The 13,964-nt window shown below is 62.2% G+C and carries 16 protein-coding genes; 4 read left to right on the top strand and 12 right to left on the bottom strand.

The genetic code is table 11. The annotated features are described in order from the left end of the window. Positions 1-315 precede the first annotated feature (315 nt). From Q331_RS0117295 to Q331_RS0117330, 9 genes are all read right to left on the bottom strand, one after another. A complete protein-coding gene (locus Q331_RS0117295; RefSeq protein ID WP_156953400.1) occupies positions 316-2,619 on the bottom strand; it encodes an AAA family ATPase in 2,304 nt (767 codons plus the stop codon). Further along, positions 2,603-2,803: a hypothetical protein gene (locus Q331_RS0117300; RefSeq protein WP_026381705.1), complete on the bottom strand. Its 201-nt coding sequence runs from the start codon at positions 2,801-2,803 to the stop codon at positions 2,603-2,605. Before Q331_RS0117300 ends, Q331_RS0117295 begins: the two co-directional genes overlap by 17 nt. Positions 2,804-2,809: 6 nt before the next feature. Further along, positions 2,810-3,004, bottom strand: coding sequence for a hypothetical protein (locus tag Q331_RS23820; RefSeq protein WP_156953402.1), 195 nt, complete (start codon positions 3,002-3,004; stop codon positions 2,810-2,812). Continuing rightward, a complete protein-coding gene (locus tag Q331_RS0117305) occupies positions 2,994-4,097 on the bottom strand; it encodes a BsuBI/PstI family type II restriction endonuclease (protein WP_084175130.1) in 1,104 nt (367 codons plus the stop codon). Before Q331_RS0117305 ends, Q331_RS23820 begins: the two co-directional genes overlap by 11 nt. A gap of 3 nt (positions 4,098-4,100) precedes the next feature. Next, the gene (locus tag Q331_RS0117310; RefSeq protein WP_156953406.1) at positions 4,101-5,819 is read right to left on the bottom strand and encodes an HsdM family class I SAM-dependent methyltransferase; all 1,719 of its coding nucleotides are present in this window, start codon (positions 5,817-5,819) and stop codon (positions 4,101-4,103) included. An 86-nt stretch (positions 5,820-5,905) separates the two neighbouring features. Then, complete coding sequence (locus Q331_RS0117315) at positions 5,906-6,151, bottom strand: ribbon-helix-helix domain-containing protein (RefSeq protein WP_245615722.1); 246 nt, start codon at positions 6,149-6,151, stop codon at positions 5,906-5,908. Between the two features lie 134 nt (positions 6,152-6,285). After that, the gene (locus Q331_RS0117320) at positions 6,286-6,603 is read right to left on the bottom strand and encodes a HigA family addiction module antitoxin (RefSeq protein WP_026381709.1); all 318 of its coding nucleotides are present in this window, start codon (positions 6,601-6,603) and stop codon (positions 6,286-6,288) included. Positions 6,604-6,620: 17 nt separating this feature from the next. Further along, positions 6,621-6,905, bottom strand: a complete 285-nt coding sequence (locus Q331_RS0117325) for a type II toxin-antitoxin system RelE/ParE family toxin (protein ID WP_026381710.1) — start codon at positions 6,903-6,905, stop codon at positions 6,621-6,623. Positions 6,906-7,040: 135 nt separating this feature from the next. Further along, positions 7,041-7,958, bottom strand: coding sequence for an ArdC family protein (locus Q331_RS0117330; RefSeq protein WP_026381711.1), 918 nt, complete (start codon positions 7,956-7,958; stop codon positions 7,041-7,043). Positions 7,959-8,517: 559 nt separating this feature from the next. Between Q331_RS0117330 and Q331_RS22370 the strand changes: the two genes are divergently transcribed. After that, positions 8,518-8,703, top strand: a complete 186-nt coding sequence (locus Q331_RS22370) for a hypothetical protein (protein ID WP_034492926.1) — start codon at positions 8,518-8,520, stop codon at positions 8,701-8,703. Here the strand turns inward: Q331_RS22370 and Q331_RS0117335 are convergent. Together Q331_RS0117335 and Q331_RS0117340 are read right to left on the bottom strand one after the other, a co-directional pair. Next, the gene (locus Q331_RS0117335) at positions 8,700-9,065 is read right to left on the bottom strand and encodes a hypothetical protein (RefSeq protein WP_026381712.1); all 366 of its coding nucleotides are present in this window, start codon (positions 9,063-9,065) and stop codon (positions 8,700-8,702) included. The genes Q331_RS22370 and Q331_RS0117335 overlap by 4 nt on opposite strands. A 1-nt stretch (position 9,066) precedes the next feature. After that, the gene (locus tag Q331_RS0117340; protein WP_026381713.1) at positions 9,067-9,753 is read right to left on the bottom strand and encodes a ParA family protein; all 687 of its coding nucleotides are present in this window, start codon (positions 9,751-9,753) and stop codon (positions 9,067-9,069) included. A 478-nt stretch (positions 9,754-10,231) separates the two neighbouring features. On the opposite strand from Q331_RS0117340, the gene Q331_RS23825 reads away from it, so the two are divergent. After that, positions 10,232-10,948, top strand: coding sequence for a helix-turn-helix domain-containing protein (locus Q331_RS23825; protein ID WP_169738532.1), 717 nt, complete (start codon positions 10,232-10,234; stop codon positions 10,946-10,948). 136 nt (positions 10,949-11,084) lie between these two features. Here the strand turns inward: Q331_RS23825 and Q331_RS0117350 are convergent, their stop codons facing one another. After that, on the bottom strand, positions 11,085-11,729 hold the full coding sequence (locus Q331_RS0117350) for a DNA methyltransferase (protein ID WP_026381715.1): 645 nt from the start codon (positions 11,727-11,729) through the stop codon (positions 11,085-11,087). Positions 11,730-12,019: 290 nt separating this feature from the next. On the opposite strand from Q331_RS0117350, the gene Q331_RS23830 reads away from it, so the two are divergent. Both Q331_RS23830 and Q331_RS0117355 read left to right on the top strand, forming a co-directional pair. After that, positions 12,020-12,277 carry a hypothetical protein gene (locus tag Q331_RS23830; protein ID WP_156953404.1) on the top strand — a complete coding sequence of 86 codons (258 nt, stop codon included), beginning with the start codon at positions 12,020-12,022 and terminating at the stop codon, positions 12,275-12,277. Positions 12,278-12,282: 5 nt separating this feature from the next. Then, positions 12,283-13,938 carry a recombinase family protein gene (locus Q331_RS0117355; RefSeq protein WP_026381716.1) on the top strand — a complete coding sequence of 552 codons (1,656 nt, stop codon included), beginning with the start codon at positions 12,283-12,285 and terminating at the stop codon, positions 13,936-13,938. Positions 13,939-13,964: the final 26 nt, after the last annotated feature.

A 13,964-nucleotide genomic window follows, 5' to 3' on the forward strand; every position in this document is an offset into this window, starting at 1 on the left:
GCCCTCCCTGGCGAAGCAGGGCGCGATCTCCGCATCGAGCCACGCCCAGTCGATCCGCTCGCCCAGCCGGACGAGCTCGTGTCGCATGTTGATGATCTGGTCGAGCCGGGCGCGGAACAGGTCATCGGTGAGCTCGCGATTGGGCGCTCTCGGTCGCATCGTCACCTCTCGTGATCCTCTCAATCGAATCACGGAAAGGCGCCGCCGGGAATCCCCAAACCGCATGCGAAATCGCAAGGTTCCGCAGGCTCAAGCCACCGAATCCTGCAAAACCGAAACCTTGCGAGAGACCGAAATCCGTCGACTATCAGCCGCTTATGCGTTCTTCACAGTCAACTCATTCACCAGCATTTCCTTGCAAAACCGCTCACCAGCATCGCGCAATTGGATTCCGCATTCTTTGCGGCTATCGGGATGCCCTCCTCGCGCCAGAGATTTCGCTCGGTTCAATTTGGCAATTAACGCATCGCTTGTGTTCTCGATGATTGTCCCTTCGGCGGGAGAGTCAATGTATAGCTGCGCGGTCGAAATGCCGGCGTGTCTATAGCGTGTCTCAAGCTCCTCCCAAGTGTCATGATCTTGCGTCAGTACGATCACCTGCATCGGGAGCGCAAGGAGTTCGGTTAGCACGGTCGAGTTGAAGTGCACACGGTAGTCCTCGTCGCTCGAAAGAACCGGATCGTCGAGCACGACGAATCCGGCGCCTTCGTGCTCTGCGCGCGCGAGAAATAGCGCAAGGCCAAGGCAATGCAGTTGGGACTGGCTGAAGATAGCGATCACGTCGCGCAACTTCGCAGTCTCTCTGTCAGCTGTGGTACTCAGCCCGGCCTTGAAATCGATCGTGCGCTTCGCGCCCTTCCGGGGCTGAACGGCGGAGAAAAACGTGTGCTCGTCGGGGCGCAAGCGCTCCCACCAAGCCTGAATGGCGCCGCTATAATCAGAGAACTTTTCCTCAAGTACCTTTTCTTTCGCTGAGTCGATCTGTTTAAGGGCTGTCTCCAGCTCTTTCGTCACAGTTGCGCGAGCCCTGCGCTCGATCAGGAGCGACAACAGGCCCGCCGGACCAGACGCCAAGTCGAGAAGGTCCTGCCAGCCGGCGGTATCCGATTGCTCATCAAGGGCCGCATTCAGCGCCGCGCGAAGATTCGATGCGGCGGTGTCATAGGTATCGAGAGCTGCTGCGAAGGAAGTCCGCTGTTCGGAGAGCGCGTCAAACTCCGTTTCAATCACCTCCGTCTTAATCGTGGCACCTCCAACATCCGCCGCTATCGCTTGAAGCTGTTCATGGAGGGCAGCGGAGCGGCGGCGCAGCGCGGCCGACAGCCGTGCAACGGGGCGCAGGGTGGCAAGCCACGGCTCCACGACCGCCTCCGCCTCGTCGCCGAGAAGGTCGCGAAGGCGCGCGACGGTAAAGCCCTCCTTGCGACGCTGTCCGGCGGCCGCCTTTAGGAACGAGGGCTGCGCCGCCGCAGCGCCGTCGGCAAGGTTGTTGGCGGAAGTCACCAGCTGGGCGATGACCGCCTTTGCCTCCCTCTCGGCCTTCTGAAACTCCTTAGTATTTTCGACGTGCTGCTTGATGAGTTGGAGCCGTGCCGGCGTCAGTGTGTTCTCGGTTCCGCACAGTGGGCACTCCACCGTTTCCGCAAGCTCGTCCATGCCGGGCAACTTCAGGGCCTCCACGAAGAGGGCCGACAGCTGGCGCGTCCGCTCGTCCACCTTGGTCTTCTCGGTGGCGTAATTTCGCAGCTGCCCCCACGCGGGCGCGCCGGGCGCGTTCCAGCCGGCAAGCGCGGCGCGCTCAAATCCGCGCACCGGGAACGACTTGCTGCGCATGTCCGCAAGCAGCCCTGCCAAGGCAGTGTGACGCTCGTCCGGCGTGTCTGGAACGGGGCTTCCTGCATCTTCGAGCAGCGCCTTTACGCACTCGTCTAGCTTGTTCGTTATTCCAGCCTCATCGGGCATCTTGCGCTGGATGCCTGACAGCAGAGGCTTCAGCAGCCGGTGCTCAAGGCAGCGATCGAACTTCGCAAGGGGCGCGTCGTCCGGTTCCGCCAGCTCTCCCGCAAGGCTGGCGACCTCATTACGCAGATCGTCCAGGTCCGTAACTTCGAACAGCGCCTTGAAGTAGGTCGCGCGATCGGTGGGCTTCACCGAGAAGATGTGGCTGAGCGTGTGCTGGGCGAGCACTGGCGCCTGTAGCGGCGGCTGCGACAGGGCAATACCCAGAGAGGCCAAGTCGGCTTCCTGCGCAATGGCACCGTCGATCTCAAGACGGGAGGCGCAGTCCTGACGCTTTGCGTAATCGGCGGTCAAAACGCGCTTGATCTCGTGCTGCGTTCCGTCGGGCGCTATGATGGAAGCGGCGACATAGACATCCCGCCCTCCGGCAAGGTGCGCGTTGCGGAGCGCATCGGCGAACTCATCCTGACTGCTTGCCATCAGTTCGCGGCGAGAAATGCAGCCGGTCAGAAGAAACTCGAAGGCCTCTCCGAGGCTCGTTTTGCCTTTGCTGTTCGGACCCCAAACAACAGCAATATCGCCAGGCAGGCTCAACACCTGCTCGGTTCCGCCATATGCGCGGAAGCCTCTGACGGCGAGCGACCTAATCTTGGCTGACAAGGTCCTGCCTCACCTGTTCCAGTCGCTCAGCTAGGACCTTTTTGAGAGCGGCGATGTCGCCGTTTGACGTGCCATGCGCCTGCACGAGCTGCGTGGAAAGTGCGCCCTCCTTCAGGTGCTTCAGCATTCTCTCGCTGTTGCTTGGCGGCTCCGTTGACGCGGCGTCTTCTACTGTCAATTTCATGCTCCGCTATTCGTCAGGCGTTGCAGCGCGTTGGCTGATCGCTGTCAGCCCGGATTTGCCACAGCCGGCCCGTGCCAAGATGCTCACATCGCCGGACGCGCCGGGACGCTGGAAATGATCCCTGACGAGCTGCCAGCTTATTTGCTGTGGAACTCGCAGCGCGACGTTAACGACGATAATGGCATTCTGGTCAAAGACCATCGTCTGCCCCCGCGTGGAGTAAGTCCGCTAGACGGGCCGGGCTGGCTGCACCGTCGCGGAGAATCACGATCTTGTCCGGCTCGGAGACGAACCAGGCGAACGATCCCCAAGCGAGCCCCGATACGGTCTTCCTGAAGCCAGCCGACTCCCGGTCCTGATAAGCGGTGAGGAAGGCGATTTGCCCGCGCGCAAATCCGGCCTCGTCGGTGAGCGCAAACAGGGCCTTCTGGCGACGGGCTGTCACAGCGCCGTCCGTTGCTACCACCTCCACAAAAACGATGAGGGGTTCGTCCGGGCCAAGATCGGCAAGAATGATATCGGGCAGGTTCTTGTCGGCCTCGATCTTCAGGCCGATCGCTGCGGCGAGTTTGTCGTCGCGGGCGACAACCTTGTTCCCGCTCTCGCTGAGCCACAGCACGGCGGAGTCCTGTAGAAATTCCCGTGCGAAGACTTCAATGACCGCCTGGGTAATGATCGAGCTGGGGCCTGGGGCGAGCTGGCGGGTCTCGCCGTTCGGAAAGGTAACGAGAACGCCGCTGGCCCCGGCGGCCGCGCCGGCGCGCACAATCGAGACGCGCGCGAGGGCGCTCTTGGACAGATGCTTTTGCTGAAACGCACCAATGGCGGCCTCAAGTGCTTCCCCGTCGTGGGCAGGATCAAAGAGCGCTGCAAAATCCGGCTTCAGCGCATAGCGGGGAAGGCCGGATGTGGTCGGAAGATCGGTGCGGGCGAAAACCGCGCCGATAGCGACCAACCCCTCGCGCAGCGTCTCGTCACGGATCGGCTCACGGGTGTTGTCGGCGTACCATCGTGATCCCGTCGGCACGTACTTCTTCTTGAAGACTGCGCTGGCGTAGTCCAGGCGTGCGGCAGTATCGCCCTCGGCGGCCTGTTCTTCTGTCATGCGGTAGACGTGGACTGGTCCAAGATAGCGGCCCTGCCCTTCAACAGCCCCTATGTAGAGCATGGCGAATACGGTGCTCGCGGCGAGCTCGCGGACGCAGTAGGTCCGGTTTGGCGTGCCTTCGGGGAAGATCAGGGGGAGACGTTCAGCAACGAGATCACGAGTAACGTAGGGCGGTAGATCGGACATGCTTCACGCAGCTCCTTCGTAGAGCTGCGCGCAGGCGGCCTCGATTCTGGCCCGGCTGGCCTGTTTGGCAACGAGCCTGGACAGGGTCTGCAGATCTTCAGGAGCCGGAAGCGGCAGAGCTTCCAGCTCATAGGCGGACACGGCGACGCTGCCGCTGACGCAGCGGAAGGCGCGATCAGCGGCGGCACTGTTTAGGAAGGCGGCGAGCGTGGCGGGAGGAACCGCCGGACGATCCGACAGCGGTCTCAGCATATTCAGATGGTTTTCGATAACCACCGCGCCGTGGCTTTCTAGAAAATCCGCCGGAAGGGCTGCGGCGATCAGCCGGCGGCTTTGTTCCTTCGCGGTGGTCCTCTGCAGAAGGACGCAGAGGGTGCTGGTGACAAGCCACTCGTCGCCGGGCCTGGTCTGGAACCACGGTGTGTGATTCCTCTTCTCGGCTCGCCAGATGAAGCGGCCGTCGGACGTGACGGCCTCGGCCCAGATCAGTGGGTATCTTTGCCGGCCGGGACGGCTCACGAGTTGGTCCTTGTAGCGGTTCCAGACGAGCGGTCCGGTGCTAACAGTGTAGCCCCAATCGGCGAGCCGATGCTTCATCCGGGCAAGGGTCGCAACCAAGGGAGCCTGCAGCGCGGACCGCGGCAAAATCCAGGGCGTCGCCGGGTCACGAGGTAGCGCGAACGAGCCGGCGTCTTCGACGGCGAGGCCGGAGCCGGTCGTGGGCGTGATCTCATGGACGGCGACAGGAGCCGGGTCACTGCCGCGCTTGTAGGTGGCGAGCAGCGTTTCCTGCAGGACATCATCAAAGACGCCCTTGCGAACGGATATGAAATCCAGAGTCGCCGGCGGCGCGTCCCGGCCGAGCAAGGTGCGGAGATTCTTGAAGTATTCCCCCGCCAAAAAGCTCGTCGGGGTCACATAGGCGACGACACCGCCCGCGCGAACATGCCGAAGGGCGAAGTCCGTAAAGAGACCGTAGAGATTGGCGTGACCAAAGAGGCTTCGTTTGAACCGGGCGCGGACGGCCGGTTCAAGCCGCACGCGGCCATAGGGCGGATTCCCGATCACCAGGTCGAAGCGGTCGCGCGGCGGATTCTTTTGGAGGCTGTCACAGACGGTAACGACGACCGGAAGCTGGCGGCCGGATGCCTTGGTGATAGGCAAGAGCACGGCGTCGAGCGTGACCTGAGAAAGCCAGGCTCCAAATGGATCGATCTCATACCCACGAAGCCGGTTGGCGATATTTTCGATCAGGATTCGGGGGCTGCAGTCGCGCAGCTCATCGAGAATCCGCTGCGCGACGGGCGCAAGGAAAGCGCCGCCACCGCAAGCCGGGTCGAGTACGCGGCATGTCGTCCAGTCCACGCCGCTTGCAGTCGCTTGGGCGATCAATCGCGCCGTAAGGCACGGGGGTGTATAGTATATACCTAGCTCCGCGCGGTGCTCGCGGGGAAGCGTGCAGGTGTAGGTGAGGCCGATCTGATAGGCGGCGGTTTCCGCGTCGAGCTGGGCGGCCGCCTCCCCTAGGCTTTCGGCAAGGGCGGCGGCCGACGTCGGCAACTCAACGGTATTGAGGAACTGCAGTGGCGGCCGAAGGGGCGTGGACGTGTTCTCGGTCGCTGCTAGCGAGCGCCACCAAGCTGCAACTAGCTCGGCGCCAAAGGCGCGGGCTAACGCCAGGCGCTCGGCCCCGTCAGTGCTGTCGGCTAGGGCGCGAGCCATGATCCGGCCGGATTCCAAGGTCTCAAGCGGTAGGGTTCCGCCAGACGGCAGAGCGGATGAAAGTTGTTGTGGCCGAGCATCCCAAGTCATTCCGAGCGCCTCTTGTTTCGAGGCTGGCCAAGGTCGAGCGGGAGCTGCAGCTTGCGGTCGCGGTATCGGTCGAGAAACTCGATGATCGCTTGCCTGCCGAGCCATGCCTTTGAAATTCGCGCCTCTTGCGCAAGCGCATCCAGCTCCCGATGCTCATCGGGCGACAGGTTGACGGAGACGCGATGTTTCGAGGTCATGTCGATGCTGACGTACTGTTTCCATAATGCTGCACAGTGCAGCACCTTACATCACCGTCCCATTTCGAGTCAGCGCTGTCAAACTTTCTGTGGGCCTTTTGCTGGCGCTTAACGTGGAAAGTGATGCGCCGTAGTATCGTGACGAGCGGATCGAGCTTCTTCTTGTCTATCCACACGGCCTAGCCGAGTGGCGGCTGGTCGCTTCCTGACGGCTGCACGGTCCTGGTGGGCAGATGCCGGATGGCATCGCCTGTTTCCCGGTCGGCGAGGGCCAGCTCGTGTTGGGCTTGCAGGTTGAGCCAGAACTGCGGGTCCGTGCCGAACCAGTGACCGAAGCGCAGCGCCGTGTCGCCGGTGATCGCCCGCTTGCCGGCAATGATCTGCGAGACACGGTTCGGCGGCACGTCGATCTGGCGCGCGAACTCGGTCGGCGTGATATTGGCGGCGTCCAGCTCGTCCTTGAGGACTTCGCCGGGGTGAACAGCTCTCATAAACATGGCCTGATCTCCTTTCCTCAGTGATAGTCCACGATTTCAACATTGCTCGGTCCGGGTTCGCCGGCCGGCCACTCGAAGCAGATGCGCCATTGCTGATTGATGCGAATGGAATACTGCCCGGCACGATCGCCTTTCAGCGCTTCCAGCCGGTTACCCGGCAGGGCGCGAAGCGTATCGAGCGACGGCGCGGCATTGAGAACCGACAGCCTGCGCGCGGCCTGGGCTTCAAAGCCCTGGAAGGCTTTGACGAACTCCCCTGCCGCAAACAGCTCCGTCTTTTTGTCCCGATAGCTCTGGATCATGCTTCCTTGAGCATACACCAAATTGACGTTGTACGTCAAACGTCAATTTCTTCCCGCTTGCCTGCAAGCGACCCGGCGTCCGCCACGGCGGACGCCGAATTTTTGCCCCCTCACCCGACCGGCATGGGCCGCCGCTCACGCGGCGGCCTCCTGCTCTTGCGGTTCTGCCGTCTCGGCTGCCGGCTGCAAGCCGATCAGGTAATCAGCGGCGCGCTGCGCGTGGGCGGCAGCGGTGAAGATGGCCCGCTTGTCATCTTTGAGCACCTTCAGCCATGAGGCGATATAGCTGGCGTGATCGGCGCGCGGTTCCGGGGTCAGGTCCAGTTCGGCCGACAGGAAGGCGGCGCCCAGCTCGGCGACCAGTTCTTCCCTGGCATAGCCTTCATCGCCCCATTTCTTGCGGCCAAACTCACGATCGAGGCGGGACGGGTGGCGCGTCCAGTGGGTCAGCTCGTGCGCCAGCGTTGCGTAGTAGCTTTGCGCATCGCGGAAAGCCTCAAACGGTGGCATCTGCACGCGATCCTCGCCGATCGCATAGTAAGCCTGATTGCCGCCATGGCGGATATCGGCGCGGGTCGCGGCAAAGAACGCTTCCGCCCTCTCGTCCCGCGCCACGGGATCAAGGGCCGGTTCCTGCAAGGCATAGAAGTGCGCCGGCAGTCCGTCCACCTGCTCGGCATTGAAGACGGTATAGCCTTTCATGAACGGAATTTGCCGCTCCAAATCCTCGCCGGTTTCGGTGTCCTGCTCGGTCCGGGTTATGGTGTTGGCATAGACGACAAGACTCCCCTTCTCGCCCTTGCGCACCTGTCCGCCCAGTTCCTGCGCCTGTTTGTACGTTAGCCAGAGCGGCGCCGCGAATCCGTTACCGGTGGCCGCCGCCCACAGCATCAGGATGTTGATTCCGCGATAGGGAATGCCATTGGCGCGCAGCGGGCGCGTGATCCGCCCGGCGGCATGTTCGGCGTTCCACGGCTTGAGCCATGGCCGCACGCCCTTCTCCAGCTCGGACACAATCTGATCGGTGACACGTTGATAAATATCTGTTTTCATTTGCCTTTTTCCTTTGAAAGCGGGTTGCGCATGCAACCCGACTAGCCGGAGCGGCAATGAGCGGGGTGGCGGCTGTCAGGGCCGCCGCTGGGGAAAGGGGGATCACCCGGCCTGCACAAGCTGAAGGCGCGGAAGGCGGGGAACGCCCCGGCGGCGTCCGCAGCGCAGCGGAGGATGAAAGCCTTGACGGCCCCTGGGCCGCAGGCCCCTTCTCTTTTGATGAATGACGCGGGCAACGCCCGCACCGCCGGCCGAAGGCGGGACAAAACCCGCCCGGCCTCCTTCTCTTTCGCGCAAGGGATAGTGACCGCATGGCCGAAACCCGGCTTCCGGGGTTCGGGGCGCCATAGCGCCTAGAGCCCGGTCCGGCCTGCAGGATGCGCCCGCATTTACAGCTTCAGGGGAATTTCAGAACCGGCGACGGATCACTGCCCGTCCCTTCTCTTCCTCATGTCATTTCGACCGCCAGCCATGGCGATCCATTCCTGTGCCGATTGTGTGTGTGGGCAAGCACGGAATGGCTCTGATGACCGGGGCCTCGTAACAAGGAGGAACGAAGATGAACAAGCTGATGACTGTCGCAGAACTGCAATTCCGCACCGAAGCCGAACTGCGTGCCCTGTTCCGGCAGGCGACCATGGCCCTGGCGCGGACGGCCACCGGCACACCGGAGCGCCGCAACGGTCTGGCCACGCTGGAGAACATATCCCGCACAATCGCAGCGGGACCGGGTCGGGGGCGTTAGCCCCTGCCTTTCGGCGGATATTCACGCTCCAGCAGCGCGACGGCGTATTCAAGGGTTTCGCCGAGCCCCCATCCCTGGCTGTCGGCGACGGCACAGAAGGCTTCGATCGTATCCGGCCGGGCCTTGAGGTTGAACTGGGCGTTGCGCCCGGTGCGGCGGCGGCGCGGCGGATCGGCCGGCACTGGCGGTTCGTTGGCGGTGGCTCTGGGCTCGCGGCTGCGGAAACCGGCCGCCTCGGCAGCGCGGCTCGTTTCGGCCTTGGCCGGCTTGTCATTGGCCGTTGCCGCACGCGGCGCCCAGTCGGCCGGATCGAAGTCGTCGAGCGTGTCGGCAAAGCCCAGATCAGCGCGTTGCTTGTCCATGTCAGGCCACCTTTGCGGTCACGCCGCCCGCCTTGAGCTTCGCGATCACCTCGCCGGCGAAGGCGCGGGCATTCTCACGCGCCTTTTCGATGTTGCTGACCTGATCGGATGAGAGGTCGGCGAGCAACCCGCCAAAATCGAACAGATCCCGGAAAGCCGCACGTTCAACGATCGAGGTCGAAAGAACGTCGATGCCGGCCTTGTCGAGCTGTTCCCGGACATTGCGCAGCGCCCGCGATGCGATGGCCGCACTGGTACGGGTCAAAAGGATGCTGTGTGGTATAGAGCGGCGCGCCATGCGCTCCTGGTTGCGGATGAGCTTGATCGTTTTGGCGGCGCCCTTTGCGTCCATAGACGCCCCCTGCGTCGGGATAAGCACGAGGTCGGACATGCCGATCGCATTGGCGACCATCAGGCTGGCCGTGCCTTCCAGATCGACGATGACGAATTGCGCCTTCGCGGCGGCTGTTTCGATGTGATCAACGATCGTGTCTTCGGTTACGTCGGCAAAGATATCGAGATTGGCCGGCTTGCCCGGCAGCTTCGCCCACTGGGATATCCAGCGTTCGGGATCGGCGTCGATGATGGCGACACGCGCGCCTTTGGCGGCAAGCTCGCCGGCAAGCAACAGGGCCGATGTGGTTTTTCCAGCACCGCCTTTGGGATTGGCAAAAGAAATAACAGGCATGAATGCCTCACAGGGAAAGATGTTTAGCAATACTTCCCTGTAAAAGTACCAGATAGCTAGCCGATAACAAAAAGTTATTTGAACCATATCCGATAGCTACTTGATAACTATCGACTAGCTATCAGCTAGCAAGACGATGCGCCAGGCACTGAAAACCCTATCGATTCGGCACCTTGCCGCTCCTGCACGTCATAAATCGAACCGGTGAAGCCGCACAATCAGGGCGCTGTCATAATAGACTTGCCATGCGGCGGCACATTGCCGACAATTCAGGTCGGCCTATTGTCAGGCCGCAAAAGTTATTTTCATAATAATGAGGAAAATAATGCTGTAAAAAAGAGAAACCCGCCAGAGGCGGGTCGCACTAAAAACTTGGTATTTGTGATCTGAACACTCCAAATATCTCAGAATACGATGATCACCGCAAGTCTTTTTTGCGATGATATTGTGCGTCCTGATTTTCGGCGGCTTCTCTGCAATGAAGAGGAGAAAAACCGTGCCTGCGCAATCTGCCGAACAACGCGCTCTGATGGAGGCGCACCAGAAGCTGAAGAGCCGAATCGTCGAGGGCCGTCCGCCAAGGCCGGCGCCGGTACGAACTGTCGATCAGGAGCGGCGCCGCCGCTCACTGCAAACCTGCCACCGCTACGCGGCGCCACGAACGGAGCACCATGCGGCGCCGATTGATACCGGCGCCTATGTGCCTGAACTGTCGGCGCGCCTGGAGAACGATCCGAACCTTTGCGATGGTGCGCGGCGCTGTGCCCGCAAGCTCGCGGAAATCACCTATCGCCGGAACCGGGAAGAGCGGTCGCTTGTCGTGACGGTGACCTACCTGGCGCGTGCGCTCGGTCGCTGCCGGCGGACGGTGCAGCGCTATCTGCGCCAGTTGGAGCGGGAGGGATACATCGCGGTCAACGTAGTAGCAGGTGCGCGCTCGCGCCTGTGCGTCGGGCTGGTCGTGCGTCTGTGCGACCGGCTGATTGCCCGCCACCATCGGGAGAAATGGCCTGACAGCGCCCGGAAGCCAGGGGCGACAGCGGAGTCACAGAAATATAGCTTCAGAGGTTATACCAAGGGTCTGTGCCCACAAATCCCGGTCGGACAATGGGCCATGCGTTGCATGGATGGCGTCTTCCGCTCCTTTATGAAAACCAACCCGCTCGCTGGACTACCGCCGATCGCGCTTTCCTGACGATCATCTTGGCAACACCGATGGCGATTCCGGCCCGTTTGCGGGGCGGAGAGTGCGGTATTGCTTTTCAGGGGATGGTTTCGGCCGGGCCAGCGCGAGACGGCATCACCAACGATCCTCGGCAAAGGCTGGCGGCTCATGCCGCCATTCGGTTGCCTGCCGTGTGGAAATGGCCCTGATCCAGCTCGATGCCGATATAGGAACGATCGGAGGCGCGGGCGGCGGCGAGGGTCGAGCCGGAACCGCAGAACGGGTCCAGCACAATGCCGCCGGGCGGGCAGAAAGCCTCGATCAGGGGCTTCAGGATCGCCGTGGGCTTCTGCGTCGGGTGCAGGCGGTTGCCGGTGTAGACCCAGTCGATCACATCGGCGGGCGGATGGGCCGGTAATGCCGGGCGGCCTTTGGCGAGCACATAGGCAGATTCGTGTGTGTAGCTGACGAAGCGGGCTTTCGACGCATAGCGCTTGCGGAAGACGAGATGTCCGACGATGCGGAAACCGGCGGCGCGCCATGCGGTGATGAAACGATCTGTCTGGGTCCAGCCATAGAAGCTGACGCAGAGGCTGTCGTTCCTGAGAACTCGATACATCTGCGCGGCGGCCGGCGCCAGCCACTCGACGTTGTCGTCGTTAATCAGGCGGCGGCCTGTGCGGTCCTGATAGCGGACGAGGTAAGGCGGATCGGTGAGGATGAAATCCACCGATCGGGCAGGCATGTTGCCCATGATGTCTATGCAGTCACCCTGCACGATCTTGTTGCGAAGCGGTATTGTCTGGCTCATGTCTAACTCCTGTCGTTGATGCGTTTTCGAGACGCTGGACAGGGCTGGCGCGCCAAGACGCCGCTGCACCAAAGGGAAACGGATTACACGGGAGGCCAGGGGCCGAATGGAGCGGGCCGGCCGTTGCGGTGGTGGCCGTGCCAGCCATAAGCGGATTGATCCGAAAGCGCGATCGGGAGGAGGAGGAAGCCCGGCTATATCGCTTCGCCCGCCGGCTTTAACGGCGGTTCCGTGCAGAGTGACCAGCTTGTGGGCAATCGTTCTGGACGGCGGTTCCGCATGGTCTGACCATGCGCACCGACCATTACAGTCCTGGACCACCGCCACCGGATGAAGCCGGCCGGCGCGTTGTCGATGATTTGCCGGAAGACATGCCGGTCACCGATGCCGAGCTGGATGTCATCGAAGCATTTCTCGGCGCGCAGATACGCGCGATCCTGAGCGATCAGCCGGACGTCCGCAGCGGTGCGTCGAATGCCGGCTTAACGACTTGCCATAATCACGCTAAGCTAAGTCATCCCGCCGCCAAGACTGTTAGCCGAAGGTGATTGCGATGGCCCGTCCTGACCGCGCTGCCCCGCCGGATTCGCTAAATGCAACGCAACGCGCCGCGCTCTATCTGCGCGTATCGACGGGCCGGCAGGCGGAAAGCGATCTGTCGATCCCGGATCAGCGGCGGCAGATGGCGGCGTTCTGCGCCGGGCGAGACTGGGAGGTTGTCGCGGAGTTCGTCGATGCCGGCTTGTCCGGGACGGATGACAACCGACCGCAGCTCCAGCGTCTCTTGGACATGGCAACGGCGGGCGATGCGCCCTTCGATGCCGTTGTCGTGCACAGCTTCAGCCGCTTCGCCCGCGACCACTTTGCGCTGGAATACCATGTGCGGCGGTTCCGAAAACATGGCATTCGGCTCGTCAGCATTACGCAGGACCTTGGCGACGATCCGATGAGCGTCATGGTCCGGCAGGTGTTCGCGCTCTTTGACGAATACCAATCCAAGGAAAACGGCAAGCACGTGCTGCGCGCCATGCAGGAGAATGCCCGGCAGGGCTTCTGGAACGGGGCAGCGGCGCCTTTTGGCTATACGATCGTCGATGCCGAACAGCGCGGCACGAAGACCAAGAAAAAGCTCGCGATCGACCCGGTCGAGGCTGAGGTCGTCCGCCTGATTTTCAAGCTGATCAGGGAAGGGGACGGCACCTCCGGCCCCATGGGTGTGAAGGCGGCGGCGACTTGGCTGAACGATCACGGCCACCGCACCCGGCGCGGTGCGCGGTGGGGCATTGGCCCGCTGCACAAGCTGATTACCAGCACCACCTACAAGGGCGAGCATTGCTTTAACCGCAAGGTCTGGAAGACGAAGCAAGACAAGCCGGCTTCCGAGCAAATCATCGTGCCGGTCGACCCTATTATCGAAGCGAAAACCTTTGACGCCGTGCAGGCGCAGCTCAAGGCCCGTAATCCCAAGTCCACCGCACCGCGTACAGTCACCGGGCCAATCCTGCTGACTGGGCTTGCGACCTGCGCGAGTTGCGGCGGCGGCATGACACTGCGCACCGGCAAGTCAGGACGCTATCGCTACTATGCCTGTGCGACCTGTGCACAGAAGGGCAAGTCAGCCTGCAAGGGTCGATCAATCCCGATGGACAAGCTCGACGCTGCGGTCACCGACCGGCTGGCTGAACAGCTTCTGACGCCGGAGCGCGTCGAAAAGCTGCTTGCGGGGTTAGTGGAACGGCAAACGGCACGCGACGCAGACCACGGGCAACGGCTGACAATGCTGCGCGGCAAGCTGTCCGATGCCGAAGACCGCCTCAAGCGGCTCTATCAGGCGATCGAGACCGGCATAGCCGACCCTGCCGATCCGACGCTCAAGGAGAGGATCGAGGCGATCAAGACCGAACGCGACATTGCTCAGGTAGCGTTTGACCGCGCGGTCGCGGAACTACGGCCGGAGGCGCGGATCACGGAAGACAAGATCGCGGCCTTCGTTGATGTCATGCGCGTTAATGTGACGGACGGGCCAATTCCCTTCCGTCGTGCCTGGTTGCGCGCCATGATCGACAACGTGGAAGTCGATGACGCGGAAATCCGCATTCACGGTCGGCGGACCGTTCTCGAACGTCTTGTGATGGGAGGAGGGGCAGCTCCGGCTGGAGTGCCCAGTTTTGTTCGGAAGTGGCGCACCCGACAGGATTCGAACCTGTGACCTCTGCCTTCGGAGGGGATACCGAG

Origin of the sequence: Afifella pfennigii DSM 17143, assembly GCF_000688515.1 — a bacterium.
GTDB lineage: Bacteria > Pseudomonadota > Alphaproteobacteria > Rhizobiales > Afifellaceae > Afifella > Afifella pfennigii.